Genomic DNA, 17,949 nt, shown 5'->3' on the forward strand with positions numbered 1-17,949 from the left:
TTAAGCCTCAACATGTCTTTTGAATCAAATGTTTACGTGGCCTTCCACGGTCCTTTGGTCGGGGTTTAGACTTGCCCGGTCGTCGGGGAAATGTACAGCGCGCTATCTGTTTTGTCGCTTCCGCTAACCGCTGCATGGCTTTCACGCATCCGGTCAGTACCACAGGCAAAATATCTCTCAACGCCATGTGACTGTAAGCACGGTTGATCGCCTGAGCAACTTTTGCTCATGGAGCGCAACATACGGGCAATCAGTGAGGCCAGTGGCAATTTACGTTGCCGTGAAAAGCCGTTGGGGTGGTCCGGGTGACGCGCCTGTTGGGCAAACTCATCAGAGTACAGAAAGGTCATAAATCGCTGAAGCAGAGCAGAAAGAGACATGGGAACACAGCCGCAGAGGAGTGAGTTCCCTATTGGTCGCTGTCCGACACAGGACATCATAAGCAGGTTAGTCGGACGGCGACCACGAAAAATTATCGATAAGTCAATGATTTATATTGTTTTTCATTAATTTTGGCGGCTTCCCGGGACGCAAGAGCGATTGTGAGCCGGGTGTTAAAACGCTCTGGCAAGGTTTGCAAGTGCTGAGTACGGCCATGAAAGCCTTCGATATTCTGGATGATATGCGACTACAGACCTGACTTATGTGTAATGGAATGCCCTAACTCCCCTCATCCTCCTTCCCCGGCATATGGGTAATCAGATATTCCAGAAAGGCTTTGACGGCGTGGGGCAGGGTGCGGCCGCTTAAGGTTTGCACTTCGATATTGCGCACGTCCATGCCGCGGTCGCGGATACGCACGGCGCAGACCTGACCACTGGCGATCATATGGCGCATGGAGATTTCGCCCGCCAGTGACACGCCGCCGTCAAAGGCGGAGAAGCGGTTGAGAGCGGCCATGTAGTTGCTGACCAGTGCCGGCTCAAACAGCAGGCGCTGGTTGCTGCAGCAGATATCAAACAGCTGGCGTACGGTAGTGTCCTGCTCGGGGACGGCGATGGGGTAGGGCTGCAGTTGTGCCAGTGATACCGTCTTGCGTCTGGCCAGCGGATGTTGCGGGTGCAGCACCGCGTAGATGGGGGAGGGCTGGCGGTAGGCAACGTGAATATCTTTGGCCGGGGTGAGGCTGAAGGTGATGCCGATATCGGCATCACCATGGCGTACCCGCCGCGACACTTCCGCCGGGGCGCTGACGTTGATGTGAAAATGGATCCCTTCATGTTCGCGGCGAAAGTCGGCAATGCTGAAGGGCAAAAACTCCATGGCAAACCCCTCCGAGCACGACACTCTGACATGACCACGATGCAGGCCTTCCAGCGCTTTGATCTCAGCGACTACCCGGTCAGACTCCAATGCGGTTTTACGGGCATGGGCGGCCAGTAATTCTCCGGCTGCACTGAGTACCATACCTCGCGGGCGGCGCTCAAACAGTACGGTGCCGAGCAGGTCTTCAAGGCTGGCTATTTGCCGGCTGATGGCGCTCGGTGCCACATTGAGGCGGGTTGAGGCTTCGCTGATGGAGCCGGTGCGGGCTACTTCAAGGAAGTAGCGCATGGCGGTGTCTTGCAGCTGGGAGGCTTTGTTCATGGGATTTTAAGCTCTTCCGACAGGGTGGGCTGGCAGCAACTCAGGCCTTTTTATACCTTGCTTTATCACGCCATAGCTTTGCTTTTTCGGCAATGACTGGTTGCAAATATTATTATTGTGGCAATGATTTTCTTGGCATAGGTTGAAAAGCAGTTGCAGTACTTCGCTTGCTTTTGGATCCGGTCAAAAAGGAAATGCCTTATGCCTATGCCACGCTTTGCCTTGTCCCGTCCGCGTCTTGCTTTACTCAACACCCTGCTGGCCAGTTCTCTGACCGTGCTGTCTGGCGCGGCGCTGGCCAGCAAGGCCGATGACACGCTGGTCTATGCTTCTGACAGCGAGCCCGAGAACGTCAGCCCCTATCACAACAACCTGCGTGAAGGGGTGATTCTGGCTCATCTGGCCTGGGATACCCTGCTGTACCGCGATCCTGCTTCGGGCGACTACAAGCCGATGCTGGCTACCGACTGGCAATGGGAAGACCCCACCCACCTGCTGCTGCATCTGCGCAAGGGCGTGACCTTCCATAACGGTGATCCGTTCACTGCCGATGATGTGGTGTTTACCTTCAACTACGTCACCTCGCCCGATTCCAAGGTGGTGACCCGCCAGAACACTGACTGGATTGACCACGCGGAGAAGGTGGATGATTTCACCGTGCGTCTGGTGCTGAAGAAGCCGTTCCCGGCGGCGTTTGAATATCTGGCTGGCCCCACGCCGATTTATCCCGCCAAGTATTTTCAGAAAGTGGGCCTTGAAGGGTTCAGCAAGGCACCTGTGGGCACCGGCCCTTACAAAATTACGGCGGTACTGAGCGGGCAGGGCGTCAATCTTGAGCGGTACGACAACTACTTTGCGGGCAGCCCTATCGGTAAACCGGCCATTGGTAAGCTCAAGTTTGAAGTGATCCCCGATGCGGATACCCGTATCGCCCAGCTGATGACCGGGGCAGTGGACTGGATCTGGCGGGTGCCGTCGGATCAGGCCGATTCCATGAAGAGCATGCCCAATATCAGTGTGCTGAGTGGCGAGACCATGCGGGTAGGCTATCTGGCGCTGGATGACCGTGGCACCTCGTCGCCTGATTCACCGTTCAAGAACGTGAAAGTGCGCGAGGCCATCAACTACGCTATCAACCGCGATGCGCTGGCTAATGAGCTGATTCGTGGTGGCAGTCAGCCGCTCTATACCCCCTGTTTCCCGCAGCAGTTTGGTTGTGATACCGAGGCCGCGGTGAAGTATCCCTATGATCCGGCCAAAGCACGGGAGCTGCTGAAAGAGGCGGGCTATCCCAATGGTTTTGAGACCGATATTTACGCCTACCGCGAGCGCGATCTGGCTGAAGCCATGATCGGTGATCTGCGCAAGGTCGGTATTACCGCCAAACTGCATTATCTGACCTACGCGGCACTGCGTACCGAGCAGCGCGCAGGGAAGACGCCTATCGTCTTCCAGACCTGGGGCTCGTTCTCCGTGAATGATGTGTCTGCCTTTACCTCGGTGTACTTCAACGGCGGTGCCGATGATCAGGCGAAGGACGAACAGGTTCAGCAATGGCTGGCGGCAGCGGACTCCTCTATCGACCCGGCGGTGCGCAAAGAGAATTACAGCAAGGCCATCGCCCGCATCACGAAGGAGGCCTACTGGGCGCCGATGTTCTCCTACTCCAGCAACTATGCCTTCAGCAGTGAGCTGAAGTTCAAGGCTTATCCCGATGAGTTGCCACGTTTCTACGAGGCCAGCTGGAACTGAGCGGACGCTCCGTTAACCGCTGGCGGTAACAGATGATCCGCCAGCGGTCAGCGTGATTCCCCCGTTGCGCACAGCCCATGGCACAAGACCTGCTGAGCAGTTATGCCGAAGTGGTCTTGTGCGGTGACTGGCACCCAGCCCCACTCTGGCAAGAGGAAACTGTTGCAGGCGCTGATGTGGTCGCAAGGCCGCGTCAGCACCCGCAGGTAAAGGAGTGAATCTATGTTGACGTTTATTGTGCGTCGATTGTTGGTGGCGCTGAGTGTCGCCTTCACGGTATCCGTGGTCAGCTTTATGCTGCTGCACCTTTCTGGTGATCTGGCAACGTCGATTGCCGGTCCTGAGGCCACCGCTGAGCAGGTGGAGGCCATCCGCAAACAGTTCGGGCTCGATCAGCCCATCGTCATGCAGTATCTGCACTGGCTGTGGGATGCGGTGCACTTCGATTTTGGCCGTTCTTACTACTTTCAGGACACCGTTATGGGGCTGGTGGGTGAGCGCCTGCCGATCACCCTGACACTGGGCGGTATTGCGCTGGCCGTGGCCACCCTGATTGCCATCCCGCTGGGCGTGCTGGCTGCTATTAAGCAGGACACCTGGATTGACCGGCTGGCAATGCTGATCGCTGTTATCGGGCAGGCTATGCCAAGCTTCTGGTTCGGTCTGGCTCTAATCGTCATCTTCGCGGTTAATCTGCACTGGTTGCCTGCCGGCGGCAATGCGACCTGGCAGCACTTTATTCTGCCTGCCGTGGCGCTGGGCTATTACGCCACCCCGGCGATGATGCGCCTGACCCGTGCCGGCATGCTGGAAGTGCTGGGCTCAGACTATATCCGTACCGCCCGGGCTAAAGGGCTCAACGAGCGCACGGTGATTTTCAAACATGCACTGCGCAACGCGGTGATCCCGGTGGTGGCGCTGATGGCGGTGGAGCTGGGCTTTATGCTGGGCGGCTCGGTGGTGATTGAGTCGGTGTTTTCTCTTAAAGGGCTGGGTCAGCTGGCCTGGGATGCCATTGCCCGTAATGACTATCCGGTGGTGCAGGCCGTGGTGCTGATCATTGCCGTGTTCTATATCGCCCTGACATTCCTCGCCGATGTGATCAACGCCATGCTTGATCCGCGTCTGCGCGTACGCTAGGAGGACCGACCATGTCACAGCCTGCTGTCTCCCTGTCGCCTGCGACCTCACTGTTGCCTGCTGTCCCTGAGTGGCGGCGCATGCTCAACAGGGTGCTTGGCCACCATGGCCTGACCCTCGGTATGGTGGTGCTGGGCCTGATTGTGCTGGCCGCCGTGTTTGCACCTTGGCTGGCCCCCCATGACCCTTATGCGCAGGACGTCAGCCAGCGCATGATTCCGCCGATCTGGCACGACAAGGGCACCTGGGATCATGTTCTCGGCACCGACAAGCTGGGGCGTGATTACTTGAGCCGGCTGCTCTACGGTGCCCGTATCTCCCTCACCATCGGGCTGGTGGCGGCGCTGATCTCCGGCCTGATTGGCACCACGCTGGGCGTGCTGGCTGGCTACTTCGGCGGCCGGGTTGATGCGGTGATCAGCTACATCATCACTACCCGTCTGGCGCTGCCGGTGATTCTGGTGGCACTGTCGATGGCCTCACTGGTGGGCGGCTCGCTGCAGGTAGTGATCATTCTGCTGGGGCTGCTGCTGTGGGACCGTTTTGCCGTGGTGGCACGCTCGACCACGCAGCAGCTGCGGGATGCAGAATTCATTGCCTCTGCCCGGGTGCTGGGCGCTTCCACTCCTTACATTCTGCTGCGTGAGCTGCTGCCTAATATCCTCAGCTCGCTGATTGTCGTGGTGACGCTGGAAATGGCTCACGCCATCCTGCTGGAAGCCACGCTGTCTTTTCTCGGCCTCGGCGTACAGCCACCGCTGCCGTCATGGGGGCTGATGGTGTCGGAAGGCAAGGCGTATATGTTCTTCCAGCCCTGGGTAATCGCGGTGCCCGGTATTGCCCTGATGATTCTGGTGCTGGCTATCAATCTGGTGGGCGATGGCCTGCGCGACATGAACGCCCCGGAAGGCCGCAGCTGACGTTGGCACGCAGAGGAGGAGTACGTCATGAGTGTATTGCTTGATGTGAAGAACCTGCAGGTTGATCTGCCGACGGCCAACGGCATGCTGCATGCCGTGCGTGGCATCGACTTTCAGGTCAATCGCGGTGAGATGCTGTGTATCGTCGGCGAGTCCGGCTGTGGCAAGTCGATGACGTCGATGGCACTGATGGGGCTGCTGCCTAAACGTGCGCAGTGCACGGCAGACCGCCTGAGTTTCGATGGCACGGATCTGCTGAATCTGTCGCAGGCACAGCGTAATGAAATCCGCGGTATGCGTATGTCGATGATCTTTCAGGAGCCGATGACCTCGCTGAACCCGTCCTACACTCTGGGCAATCAGCTCTGTGAAGGCATCCTCAAACACAAGAAGATCAGTCGCAAAGCCGCGCGGGAGCGTGCCGTCTATCTGCTGGAACGGGCTGGTGTGCCTTACGCCGCCGAGCGTCTGGAGCAGTATCCGCATCAGCTGTCGGGTGGCTTGCGCCAGCGGGTGATGATCGCCATGGCGCTGATGTGCGAGCCGGACCTGATTATTGCCGATGAGCCAACCACCGCGCTGGACGTGACTATTCAGGCTCAGATCCTGCGTATGATTCGTGAACTGCAGCAGGAATTTGGCACGGCGGTGATCTTTATCACCCACGATCTGGGCGTCGTCGCGCGCATTGCCGACCGGGTGGCGGTGATGTATGCCGGTCAGGTGGTGGAGACAGCCAGTGCTCAGCAGCTGTTTACCTCGCCGGTGCACCCTTATACCCAGGGCCTGCTGAACTGCATTCCGGTGCCGGGGCGCACTGCTCCCGGCAGCCATTTGCAGGCGATTCCCGGTGTGGTGCCCAGTCTGATTGGTGAACTGCAGGGCTGTGCTTTTCGCAACCGCTGTGATCGCGCCAGCACTGACTGCTCACGCAGCTCTCCGGCCCTGATTGCGGTCGATGGCGGCGCCCATCAGGTGCGCTGCCCGGTCAGTACCCAGCCTTGGAAGGAGGCCGTGTAATGCCTGATTACGCTCTCGAACTGTGTGGCCTTTCGCGCTATTTCCAGCTGAAAAAAGGGCTGTTCAAACCTGCCACGATACTCAAGGCGGTTAACAACGTGTCGCTGCGTATCGCACCCGGGCAGACGCTCGGGCTGGTGGGCGAGTCTGGCTGTGGCAAGAGTACGCTGGCGAAGATGATTCTCGGCCTGCTGCCCCCGAGCGAAGGCGATGTGCTGATCAATGACAAGGCCATTGATCTGAGTGACCGTCTGGCACTGGCACGACAGATTCAGCCCATCTTTCAGGACCCGTATTCCTCCCTCAATCCGCGCAAGACCATTGAGCAGATCATTCGCCTGCCGCTGCAGCTGCACGGCGTCGGGGATGCTGCCAGTCAGCACAAAGCGGTAAAAGACATCAGTGATCTGGTGGGACTGCCCGAACGCCTGCTGCGCCAGTATCCGGGGCAGCTGTCCGGTGGCCAGCGCCAGCGTGTGGCCATTGCCCGGGCACTGATTCTCAAGCCTGCCATTCTGGTCTGTGATGAGCCGACATCGGCGCTGGATGTGTCGGTGCAGGCGCAGATCCTTAACCTGCTGCTCGATCTCAAGCAGGAGCTGGGGCTGACCTACCTGTTCATCAGTCACAATCTGGCGGTGGTGGAGCATCTGGTCGACAGCGTGGCGGTAATGTACCGCGGCCAGATTGTCGAGCAGGGCGATCGCGATGCGATTTTTCACCATGCGCAGCATCCCTATACCCGGGCGCTGCTGTCATCGGTGCTGACACCGGAGCCGGGGCTCGGCCTGCCCGAGGTGCCTGATACCAGCCAGTGGGCGCAGGCCTCCTGATTATTTCCTGAAGCCGTTTTGAACCCTCCCGGCGGGCGCAGTCCACCGGGTTGGGGAAGCTTTGCCCTAAATGCGCTGCGGCGCACACCGTACAGTAACAATAACGGCCCGCCGAGGGCTGCTAAGGAGTTTGCCATGAGTCGCCAGCAGGCCATTGAGGCCGTGGAAGCCTACTTTGATGACGGTCGTTTTCTGGCCGATCTGAACGAGCGGGTGCGTATCAAGAGCGAAAGCCAGAACCCGGAAAACATTGCTGAACTGCATCGTTACCTGCACGAGATCATGGTGCCGCAACTGGAGGCGCTGGGCTTTAGCTGGCGGCTGGTGGACAACCCAGCGGCCACGGAGCATGAGAAAGCCTGGCCGTTCCTGCTGGCTGAACGGATTGAAGACCCCGCCGCGCTGACGGTGCTGACCTATGGCCACGGCGATGTAGTCCGGGGCTATGACAGCCAGTGGAAGGCTGGCCTGTCACCATGGCAGGTGGTGGTGCAGGGCGACCGCTGGTATGGCCGTGGTACCGCTGACAACAAAGGCCAGCACACGATCAATCTGGCCGCGCTGACGCAGGTACTGGAGCAGCGGCAGGGCAAGCTCGGCTTCAACGTCAAGATCATTCTGGAGATGGGCGAGGAGTCCGGCTCTCCGGGTTTGGGTGCGATCTGTGCCGCTTATAAAGAGCAACTCAGCGCCGATGTATTTATCGCCTCTGACGGGCCACGTCTGGGGGCGGATCATCCGACGGTCTTTCTGGGGTCTCGTGGTTCATTCAACTTCGATATGACCGTGAAGCTGCGGGACAGCGGTCATCATTCCGGTAACTGGGGCGGGCTGCTGAGTAATGCCGGCACCCGACTGGCCCATGCCTGGGCCTCTATGGTTGACAGCAAGGGGCGTATTCTGGTGCCTGGCCTGCTGCCGGACAGCCTGCCGCAGTCAGTGCGTGATGCCCTGCAGGATATTCAGGTCGGCGGCGGCCCCAATGATCCGGAAGTCGATCCGCAGTGGGGCGAGCCCGGGCTGACGCCGACCGAGCGGGTTTTTGGCTGGAATACGCTGGAAATGCTGGCCTGTAAGACGGGCAATCCGGAGGCACCGGTCAATGCGATCCCCGGGCTGGCCACGGCTCATTGCCAGATTCGTTATGTGGTGGGCAGCGACAGTCAGCATTTCATTGACCACATCCGCACTCATCTGGATCAACACGGTTTCAGCGACGTGGAGGTTGCGGCACATGGCATGACGCAGATGGAGGCTACCCGCCTTGACCCGGATGATCCCTGGGTGCGCTGGGCGCTGGCGTCGCTGGCACAGAGTACCGGTAAGAAGCCGGTGCTGTTGCCGAATCTGGGCGGCTCGCTGCCCAATGATGTATTTGCTCATATTCTTGAGCTGCCGACACTGTGGGTGCCGCACTCTTACCCTGCGTGCAGTCAGCATGCGCCTAACGAGCATGTGCTGGCACCGGTCTGCCGGGAGGCGCTGCAGATCATGGCGGGGCTGTTCTGGGATCTGGCCGAGCAGGGCGAGGGTATCCGCCAGCAGCGGCTCAAATAGACCGGGTATACCGGTATGGCATTGTCTCCTGCCTGCAGGGGCAATGCTGTGCAGTAATGAGACCGGGCAGTATTCCTGACTCGACAGGATGCCTGTGTTGACGTCAGATACAGCACTTACGTTCAGCGATGCAAAGGAGTATTCAGATGACATCCGCAGTGGCCGCCGGTGACCTTCTGCCGCGTGAAGTACACCCTCTGCTGGCGCAGTGTGCCGATCAGGTCTGTGACTGGCTGGCCAGCCAGGAGCAGGCCATGATCGACTGTCTGCAGGCGCTGGTGGATACCGATTCCAACAGCTATGACCGCGATGGCGTCAATGCTGCCGGGGCGCTGATCAGGAGCTGGCTGGAGGCGGACGGTATTGAATGCGTCTGGCACGCCAATGAGACCTACGGCGATGCGCTGGAGGCGCGGGTTGGCAGTGGCAGTCAGCCGCCGGTGCTGCTGATGGGCCATCGCGATACGGTCTTTCCCAAAGGCACGGTGACACAGCGTCCCTTTAGCCGCGAAGGCATGAAGGCCTTTGGCCCCGGCGTGGCAGATATGAAGTCCGGGCTGGTGCTCAACTGTTTTGTATTGCGTGCCATTCACCGGCTGCAGCAGCAGGGGAAGATGGCAATGCTGCCATTTCCGGTAGTGGCCCTGTTCACCGGCGATGAAGAAATTGGCTCTCCCGAGGGCCGGCATACCATTCGCCGGGTCGTCGAAGGTGCTCGCGCCGTCTTCAATGCGGAGCCGGGGCGTATCAGCGGCAATGTGGTGTCGGCCCGTAAAGGCGGTGCCAGCTTTGAAATCCAGGTACAGGGCAAGGCTGCGCATTCCGGCGTCAATCATGCCGATGGTGCCAGCGCCATTGGTGCGCTGGCGCATATCATTACCGCCCTGCACGGGCTGACGGATTATGAGGCAGGTGTCACCACCAACGTCGGTTTGATCAGCGGTGGGATGTCATCCAATACTGTGGCGGCCAGTGCCACAGCCAAGCTGGATCTGCGCTTTGTGACGCTGGAGCAGCGCGACCGGGCCTTTGCCCGGATTGAGGCAATTGTGGCAGCAGAACATGTGCCGGGCACCCACGCCAGCCTGATGCTGAAGTCGGAGTTTTCACCCTTTGAGGCGCGCATGAGTGAGCAATTGCTGGCGCTGTACAAACAGCAGGCCGCAATCGTCGGATTTGCCGTTGATGGTGAGTTTACCGGGGGCTGCTCCGATGCAGGCTTTACCTCATCCATGGGGGTACCGACGCTGTGTGGCACCGGGCCTGTTGGCGCGAAAATGCATACCGATGCGGAATTCTGTCTGCTTGATACCTTTGTGCCGCGGGCTCAGGCCGTGGCGCGTTCGGTACTGATGCTGGGGGCAGGCTGAGAGGCTTTTTTCAGGCAAAAAAAGGCCCGGCGGGGGCGCCGGGCCAAGATGCGAGTAAGTCGCTCTTACTCTCAACCAACTTTACAAACACCAACGCAGTTGTGAGGGAGTTCCAACTGCACGTACCAACAACGAAAGATCACTGTTAACAAAGAATTAACGTTAGAACGCATTAGCTGTTAATGGCCATTGAAAGTACCCGCCCCACATCAAGCACTCGCTCCTGCTGAGACAGTCAGGTTGTGCTGTTACCTCGCACCAATGACTTAACCGAATCCATCAGACCAACCGGTCAATCCGTCTCATATCAAGAGTGAGGCCTGTTCTCGCTTCCCGATAAACATTGGACAGGTAACGTGAGCCGCCAAGAAGCGGAGTTGCATCAGCGGACAAGTTGCCTTGCGCTGAAGGTGTGCCCACCGCGCTGACTGATGCCTGGTTTCCTGCCGCATACGTCAGTCAGCACTGCGTGGTGGGTATGGAGACTATCGTCCGTGACGTTCCAGTCCTGAAAGGTTTACAACATGAGTGTGGCGATCAGGCCTTGAACTGGGTCATCCAGCTCTTCATGGCGCTGCTGTAGGCATCGCTCAGCTCATCGAACACTTTGCTGCTGGCATCGCGTGCTTCCAGCATCAGGCCCATCTGCTTCTGGGCATTGCTGACGAACTTGCTGTCCAGGTTCTTGGCATAGACCGCCTGAGCATCAAAAGCCGCCACGATGTCTTTGGCAGAGGCCAGCTGCTTGGCCTGGTTGATGCTGCTGGAGACCAGCTCACGGCTGTATTCGGAATATTCTTTCAGCATGGTTTCGGCAGTCTTCTTACCGATTTCGCCCAGTTCGATCATGGGCTGATACACTTTTTTGATGTCTTCGAAGGCTGTCTTATACATAGTGCGCTCCTCGTATGTTGCGCTGCACAAAGTTGATATGGATGATTTTTAAACAGCACCGGGATTATGTCAACAGCTATTTTGTGCGGTGCAATATGGAAAATTGTTTCAGCTGCAGGTCGCTTTTGGGGGGGACAAGTAAGGTTATGATTTTATTGCAATTGATGCGCTGGTAAGTGTGCCATGCCATATGTTTCAGCCTGTTGTCAGTCTGATAACGGGAGTGATGAAGGCAAAATATGAAGCATCTGGGGCTGGAGGCAGAGTGGTGGGAGGTGCATTTTTTACCGGGGCAGAATGACAAGAAAGCGCCATGACCGGCGCTTTCTTGTTGCTGGGCAGCAAAGCTCTGTGATCAGCTCGACTGGGTAGCCTGAATGGCGGTCAGGGCGATGGTAAAGACGATATCTTCCACCAGCGCACCGCGTGACAAGTCGTTCACCGGTTTGCGCATGCCTTGCAGCATGGGGCCGATACTGATGACGTTGGCACTGCGCTGGACCGCCTTGTAGGTGGTATTACCGGTATTCAGGTCCGGGAAAATGAACACCGTCGCCTTGCCTGCCACGGTACTGCCCGGCGCCTTGCTGTGCGCGACGTTTTCCATGACAGCCGCATCGTATTGCAGCGGGCCGTCGATCAGCAGATCGGGGCGGCGCTCACGGGCGATTCGGGTGGCAGTGATAACCTTGTCTACATCGGCACCGGTGCCGGAGCCGAGCGTACTGTAGCTGATCATCGCCACGCGCGGCTCAACACCGAAGGCCCGGGCGGAGTCGGCACTCTGGATGGCGATCATCGCCAGCTCTTCGGCGTTGGGGTCGGGGTTGATGGCACAGTCGCCGTATACCAGTACCTGATCCGGCAAACACATAAAGAAGATCGACGACACCAGACTGTAGCCGGGAGCCGTTTTAATCAGTTGTAGCGCCGGGCGGATGGTGTTGGCAGTGGTATGCACGGCGCCTGAGACCAGCCCGTCGACAGTCCCCTGATGCAGCATCATGGTGCCCAGTACCACATTGTCCTGCAGCTGCTCTTCGGCAATCAGGTCGGTCATGCCTTTGCTCTTACGCAGCTCCACCATGGGTGCCACGTAGTCCTTGCGCACGCTGTTGGGGTCAACGACGGCCACGCCTTCACCCAGTACTACACCACTTTGCTGGGCAATCAGGCGGATTTCCTCCGGGTTGCCAAGCAGTACGCAGCGGGCGATCTTGCGTTCGGCACAAATGGCCGCAGCCTTGATGGTCCGTGGCTCGTTGCCTTCGGGCAGAACGATGGTCTTGCTGGCGCGACGGGCGCGCTCGATCAGCTGGTAGCGGAAAGCCGGCGGCGACAGACGGCGCACATAGTCGCTGCTGCGGAAGCTCTGCAACCACTGGTGGTCGATGTGCAGTGCGCCTTCTTCCTTGACCTTGTTGATGCGCTCGGCGTCGTCCAGCGGCACTTCCTGATTGAAGCGCTGCATGGTGATGGCGGTCTGCCATGAGCCGGTCGAAATAGCCATCATCGGCAGGCCGCTGCGCATGGCCTGTTCACACAGGCTCATTACCGAGGGGGCGGGAGTGAAGCCACCGGTAAACACCAGTGCGGCAATTTCTACCCCGTTGAGTGCGGCAAGACAGGTGGCCAGCACTACGTCATCACGATCACCGGGGGCGAACACCAGCGTGCCGGGGCGCAGTTCATCAATGACGTTGGCGACACTGCGGGCCATCATGGCAATACGGGTGACACGGCGCACGGCCATGGCGCCCTCATTGATGATGATGGCGTCGAAATAGCGGGCAATATCCAGTGCGCGGGGGGCGCTCAGGTCGGGTGTCCAGGGCAGGGTGCCCAGCAGGCGGAAATCGTTGCTGAACAGAGTGCTCTGTTCACGCACCTGTTCAGCACTGATGCTCTGGGTGAAGGTACGGTCCATGCTGGCGTCAGGGCGGGTACGCCCTTCGCGGTCAATGGGGGCGCCCAGCTTGTTGACGATACAGCCCAGCACCCGTTTGTGCTCGATGCCACCGTAAGCGCGGGCGGTGATCTCAATGTGATCTTCCAGTTCGGCCGGGGTATCAATCCCCGGTGCGGCCACCAGCACAATCTCGGCATCCAGTGCACTGGCAATGGCCTTGTTGAGGCGGGTCGAATAGTAGTGGCTCTGGGTCGGCACCAGCCCTTCGATGATGACCACGTCGCAGTCATCCGGGCGGTAGTCTTCAAAACGGCCGACGATTTCTTCCAGCAGCTCGTCGCCGCGGTCTTCACTGAGCAAGCCTTCGATATAACGAATTTCCAGCGGCGGTGCGATAGGGTGCTTGCAGGACGAGGCGAGCATCTGGGTGGAGCGCTCAGGGCCACTGTCACCGGGATGAAGCTGGGCAATGGGCTTGAAGAAATGCACCTTGATGCCCTGCTGATCCATGGCATGGAACAGTCCCAGTGCAGCGGTGGTGAGGCCAACGCCCAGACCTGTGGGCACCAGCATCAGCGTTCTGATCATGCTTGCTCTCCTTGTGCGGCAGTCGCCAGCGCGACGCTGTCACGGGCAATCATCAGTTCTTCATTGGTGGGAATAACCCATGCCGCAGCGTGGCCGTTCTGACTGATCCTGCCTGCCTTGCCGCGAATACACTGCTCGTTGGCCTCGCTGTCGAGCTGAAGACCCAAAAAGCCCAGCCAGTCGAGGGTGCGGGCACGGATCAGCGAGGAGTTCTCGCCGATGCCACCGGTAAATACCAGCGCATCAAGGCGGCCAAGGGGAATCATCAGCTCGCCGACGGCCTTGGCCAGACGATAGGCATAGATTTCCAGTGTCAGCTGCGCCTGCTCGTGGCCATTTGCCGCGGCTTCTTCGATGGTGCGGCAGTCATTGCTGAGGCCGGAAAGGCCCAGCAGCCCGCTCTTTTTCCACAGGATGGCATCGATTTCGTCAGTGCTTTTGTTCAGGCGGTGAGCCAGATAGGCAATGATGCCCGGGTCAATGGAACCGCAACGGGTGCCGTGTACAACGCCTTCGAGCGGGGTCAGGCCCATGGTGGTATCAACCGAGTGGCCATGCTTCACGGCGGTCAGGCTGGCGCCATTCCCGAGGTGAGCGATGATCAGGTTCAGCCCGGCTGCGGGTTTGTTCAGCAGGCGGGCGGCTTCAGCGGTGACATAGCGGCAGCTGGTGCCATGGAAGCCGTAGCGGCGTACGCCAAGATCCCGGTAGTACTCGTAGGGCAGCGGGTAGAGGTAAGCATAATCCGGCATTTCCTGATGGAAGGCGGTATCAAACACGGCCACTTGTGGCAGCTGCGGGAAGGCTTCCTGAGCCGCTTCAATCCCCAGCAGGTTGGCCGGGTTATGCAGCGGGGCCAGGTTACTGCAGTCGGCAATACGCTGCTGACTCAGGCTGTCGATCAGGATGGCTTCACGGAAATGTTCGCCACCGTGAACTACACGGTGGCCAATCGCCGTCAGCGACTGCACCAACGCCGGATATCCCTGCAGGTACGTGACCAGCGCTTGCAGCGCGGCTTTGTGAGTAGGGGGCGTCAGTGCCTGTGTCTGCTTCGCGCCGTTCTGCTTGAAGACGATTTCAGCATCGTCACTGCCCAGACGTTCGGCCATGCCTGACAAAGGCTGCCCGCCAGTGCTGGCATCGATGACCGCGAATTTGAGGGAGGAGCTCCCGCAGTTGAGGACCAGTACATAGCTGGCCGCGCTGCTGACGGGGGTACTGTTGATTGAGGCATCGTTCGTAGATGTCATACGCACACTTCACTGAATAGTTGAATTCCTGCCCCATAACGACCACGAGCCTGCGCTACCGCTGTCTTGAGAGCGGGGAAGGTCAGAGCTCAGGATTATTGTTGTTATGAAGCGTGAGGGGCACGTCGTTGAGTAACCATAGCCCATCCACGGTAATGGGCCACTTTTCCAGTCAGGCAGTGGAGGCTGCCCTGTTGTTATGTTCTGAGTGGTACTTGTTATGGGCTGCACAGCCAAACGCTACTCAGCCCTGATGACAATTTGGAGTGTTGCTTTACACCGCTGGCATTTCACTGCTGAAGCGCATGGAGAGGTCCACTGCTTTGCAGTCCTTGGTCAGGCCGCCAATGGAAATATAATCAACGCCGGTTTCGGCGATGGGCACCAGCGTCAGGTCGGTCACGTTACCCGAGGCTTCCAGTTTGGCCCGGCCAGCAGTCAGGGCTACCGCCTCGCGCATTTGCTGCAGGGTAAAGTTATCCAGCATGATGATGTCGGCGCCGGCTTCAAGCGCCTGCTGCAGTTCGTTATGGTTTTCCACCTCGACTTCTACCGGTTTGCCGGGCGCCAGCTCGCGCGCTTTGCTCACTGCTTCAGCAATCCCACCGCAGGCCATGATGTGGTTTTCCTTAATCAGAAAAGCATCAAACAGGCCAATGCGATGATTGAAGCAGCCGCCCTGAGTCACCGCGTATTTTTGCGCCAGACGCAGGCCGGGCAGGGTTTTGCGGGTGTCGAGAATACGCACCTGGGTATGGTCTACCAGATCAGCATAATGGCGGCAGCGGCTGGAAGTGGCAGACAGGGTCTGCAGAAAGTTCAGGGCGGTACGCTCCGCTGTCAGCAAGGAGCGGGCAGGGCCCGTCAGACTGAACAGGCGGGTATTGGGGCACACCTGATCACCTTCGCTGATGTACCATTCCACTTTGATCTGCGGGTCGACCTGACGGAAAACTTCATCCACCCACGGCCGGCCACTGATGACGGCCTCATCGCGGGAGATCACCGTTGCGGCAGCCATGCGCTCTGCGGGAATCAGCGCCGCCGTGATATCGCCAGCACCTATATCTTCTGCCAGTGCATTGCGTACGGTGTCTTCAATTCCCAGATGCTGCATTATTTTCTGCCTTGTAGTCGCTGGTGATGAGTGTGTTGCAGGTTCTGCTGACCTGATTCACGATGCTGCCGAATGCGGCATATACCTTACGGCACCTTGCTGGCAATTTGCTGGACGAGGGTGCCGTGTGACATCGAGAGTGCGGGATTTTACTGAACTTTAGTGGTAAAACCCAAGCGCAGTTGCCCCTGATGTTTATCTTTCAGGCTGAATTCACAGAACTTTTTGCCGAAGATCATGACTGTATTCACTCCCCTGAGCATTACTGACGGCTGGCTTGATGCGGCACGTAAGGTGCCATCGCCCAATCACAATGAGCGGCCCGCAGACGAAGTCAGTCTGCTGGTGATCCACAATATCAGCCTGCCGCCCTGCCAGTTTGGCGGCCCCTATATCGAGCAGTTATTCACCAACTGCCTCGATCAGGATGCGCACCCGTTTTTTGCCGGCATTGCCTCGTTGCGTGTGGCGGCCCATCTGCTGATTCGGCGTGATGGCGAACTGGTGCAGTTCGTCGGTTTCGGTCAGCGCGCCTGGCACGCCGGTGTGTCCTGTTTTGCCGGACGTGAAGGCTGTAATGATTTCTCCATTGGTATCGAGATGGAAGGCTCTGACTTCGAGCCCTTCACCACCGTGCAGTATCAGCAGCTGGCTGCGGTCACGGAGGCGATTCAGCGAGCCTATCCGCAGATCAGTGCAGAGCGCATTACTGGCCACAGCGATATTGCCCCTGGCCGCAAAACGGATCCTGGCCCTTATTTTGACTGGACGCACTATCGGGCTTTACTTCCGGCTTCAACAAAAGCGTGACGCTTTTGCTAACGAGAATGGTTGGCTTTTATACTTGGCTGCGACCAGATCAGAGTGAGAACGCCAACCGTGATGGATAAAGTGCTGGAAGTGAAGGGCCTGCAGTGCCGCTATGATGGGCAGCCGGTAGTCAGCGAGGTCAGCTTTCATCTGCATGAGGGGGAAATCGCCTGCCTGCTTGGCCCCAGCGGTTGCGGCAAGACCACCGTGTTGCGGGCGCTGGCGGGGTTCAATGCCGTCGATGGTGGAGAAATTGAACTCTATGGGCGGGTGCTATCTGCTGCAGGTGTGCATCTGCCACCGGAACAGCGTCGCATCGGCATGGTATTTCAGGACTATGCGCTGTTTCCGCATCTGACCGTCGCGCAGAACATAGCCTTCGGTCTGAAGGGCTTAAGCCGTAAGGACGTTGATACCCGGGTCAGCGAGCTGTTAAGTCTGGTGCAGCTGGAAGGGAAGGGGCAGCGCTATCCCCACGAACTTTCCGGTGGTCAGCAGCAGCGTGTGGCACTGGCCCGTGCGCTGGCCCCGAAGCCTGATCTGTTGCTGATGGATGAACCGTTCTCCAATCTGGATACCGATCTGCGTCGTCATCTGGCCCGCGAAGTGCGGGAGATTCTCAAACAGCAGGGTATTCCCGCGGTACTCGTGACCCACGATCAGGAAGAAGCCTTTGCCTTCTCCGACAAGGTCGGTGTGCTGGCGGAAGGTCGTCTGCATCAGTGGGATTCTCCCTACAACCTCTATTATTCTCCCAGCAGCCCGCGAGTAGCGGCCTTTGTCGGCAAGGGCGAGTTTATTCCCGGCACCGTGCGTGATGGTGTGCTCTGTACCGATGTGGGAAATGTGCTGCTGACCTGCAGTCAGTGGCAGGACGGTGATGAGGTGCAGCTGTTTGTGCGTCCTCATGAAATTGTCCCTGCTGACGCTGAAGGGGCTCAGGCACAGATTCTGGCCAAGGAGTTCCTCGGCACAACCACCCTTTATACGCTGCAGCTGTCGAGTGGGCGCCTAGTGTCATCGGCTGTCGACAGCCATATTGATCTGCAGGTGGGAGAGGTGGTTACTGTCAGTCTGCAGCCGCCCCGGCCGGTGACCTTTGCCGCTGCCTGACTGGTCTGTGCCTGTTCAGGCCGTCAGCAACATATCACCAACATAAAAGACGCAGAGTGCGTCTTTTATGTTTTACGGGGGCTGTA

At 58.5% G+C, this 17,949-nt stretch carries 14 protein-coding genes; 9 read left to right on the top strand and 5 right to left on the bottom strand.

Annotation, left to right across the window (positions count from 1 at the left end):
- Positions 1-660 precede the first annotated feature (660 nt).
- Positions 661-1,587 (bottom strand): LysR family transcriptional regulator, encoded by a 927-nt coding sequence (locus QCD60_RS17845; protein ID WP_279787604.1) that lies wholly within the window; start codon positions 1,585-1,587, stop codon positions 661-663.
- A gap of 201 nt (positions 1,588-1,788) precedes the next feature.
- On the opposite strand from QCD60_RS17845, the gene QCD60_RS17850 reads away from it, so the two are divergent.
- The 7 genes from QCD60_RS17850 (at position 1,789) to QCD60_RS17880 (ending at position 10,179) form a co-directional block, all read left to right on the top strand.
- On the top strand, positions 1,789-3,339 hold the full coding sequence (locus tag QCD60_RS17850; RefSeq protein WP_279787605.1) for an ABC transporter substrate-binding protein: 1,551 nt from the start codon (positions 1,789-1,791) through the stop codon (positions 3,337-3,339).
- 222 nt (positions 3,340-3,561) lie between these two features.
- A complete protein-coding gene (locus QCD60_RS17855; RefSeq protein ID WP_279787606.1) occupies positions 3,562-4,479 on the top strand; it encodes an ABC transporter permease in 918 nt (305 codons plus the stop codon).
- 11 nt (positions 4,480-4,490) lie between these two features.
- Positions 4,491-5,399, top strand: coding sequence for an ABC transporter permease (locus tag QCD60_RS17860; protein ID WP_279787607.1), 909 nt, complete (start codon positions 4,491-4,493; stop codon positions 5,397-5,399).
- A 27-nt stretch (positions 5,400-5,426) separates the two neighbouring features.
- Positions 5,427-6,419 carry an ABC transporter ATP-binding protein gene (locus tag QCD60_RS17865; protein WP_279787608.1) on the top strand — a complete coding sequence of 331 codons (993 nt, stop codon included), beginning with the start codon at positions 5,427-5,429 and terminating at the stop codon, positions 6,417-6,419.
- Positions 6,419-7,252, top strand: coding sequence for an ATP-binding cassette domain-containing protein (locus QCD60_RS17870; RefSeq protein ID WP_279787609.1), 834 nt, complete (start codon positions 6,419-6,421; stop codon positions 7,250-7,252). Before QCD60_RS17865 ends, QCD60_RS17870 begins: the two co-directional genes overlap by 1 nt.
- 135 nt (positions 7,253-7,387) lie before the next feature.
- The gene (locus tag QCD60_RS17875) at positions 7,388-8,809 is read left to right on the top strand and encodes a M20 family metallopeptidase (protein WP_279787610.1); all 1,422 of its coding nucleotides are present in this window, start codon (positions 7,388-7,390) and stop codon (positions 8,807-8,809) included.
- Between the two features lie 146 nt (positions 8,810-8,955).
- Positions 8,956-10,179 (top strand): M20 family metallopeptidase, encoded by a 1,224-nt coding sequence (locus QCD60_RS17880; RefSeq protein WP_279787611.1) that lies wholly within the window; start codon positions 8,956-8,958, stop codon positions 10,177-10,179.
- Positions 10,180-10,716: 537 nt separating this feature from the next.
- Here QCD60_RS17880 and QCD60_RS17885 read toward each other — a convergent pair.
- From QCD60_RS17885 to nadC, 4 genes are all read right to left on the bottom strand, one after another.
- Complete coding sequence (locus QCD60_RS17885; RefSeq protein WP_104151662.1) at positions 10,717-11,073, bottom strand: phasin family protein; 357 nt, start codon at positions 11,071-11,073, stop codon at positions 10,717-10,719.
- A gap of 355 nt (positions 11,074-11,428) precedes the next feature.
- Entirely contained in the window at positions 11,429-13,570 is a 2,142-nt protein-coding gene (gene pta, locus QCD60_RS17890; RefSeq protein WP_279787612.1) for a phosphate acetyltransferase, read from the bottom strand.
- A complete protein-coding gene (locus QCD60_RS17895) occupies positions 13,567-14,823 on the bottom strand; it encodes an acetate kinase (protein ID WP_279787613.1) in 1,257 nt (418 codons plus the stop codon). The genes pta and QCD60_RS17895 overlap by 4 nt, the downstream gene beginning before the upstream one ends.
- A 274-nt stretch (positions 14,824-15,097) precedes the next feature.
- Complete coding sequence (gene nadC / locus QCD60_RS17900) at positions 15,098-15,940, bottom strand: carboxylating nicotinate-nucleotide diphosphorylase (protein ID WP_279787614.1); 843 nt, start codon at positions 15,938-15,940, stop codon at positions 15,098-15,100.
- A gap of 237 nt (positions 15,941-16,177) precedes the next feature.
- Here nadC and ampD point away from each other — a divergent pair, with 237 nt between their 5' ends.
- Complete coding sequence (gene ampD, locus QCD60_RS17905; RefSeq protein WP_279787615.1) at positions 16,178-16,750, top strand: 1,6-anhydro-N-acetylmuramyl-L-alanine amidase AmpD; 573 nt, start codon at positions 16,178-16,180, stop codon at positions 16,748-16,750.
- A 72-nt stretch (positions 16,751-16,822) separates the two neighbouring features.
- Positions 16,823-17,863: an ABC transporter ATP-binding protein gene (locus tag QCD60_RS17910; RefSeq protein WP_279787937.1), complete on the top strand. Its 1,041-nt coding sequence runs from the start codon at positions 16,823-16,825 to the stop codon at positions 17,861-17,863.
- Positions 17,864-17,949 lie beyond the last annotated feature (86 nt).

Source organism: Pokkaliibacter sp. MBI-7 (genome assembly GCF_029846635.1).
GTDB lineage: Bacteria > Pseudomonadota > Gammaproteobacteria > Pseudomonadales > Balneatricaceae > Pokkaliibacter.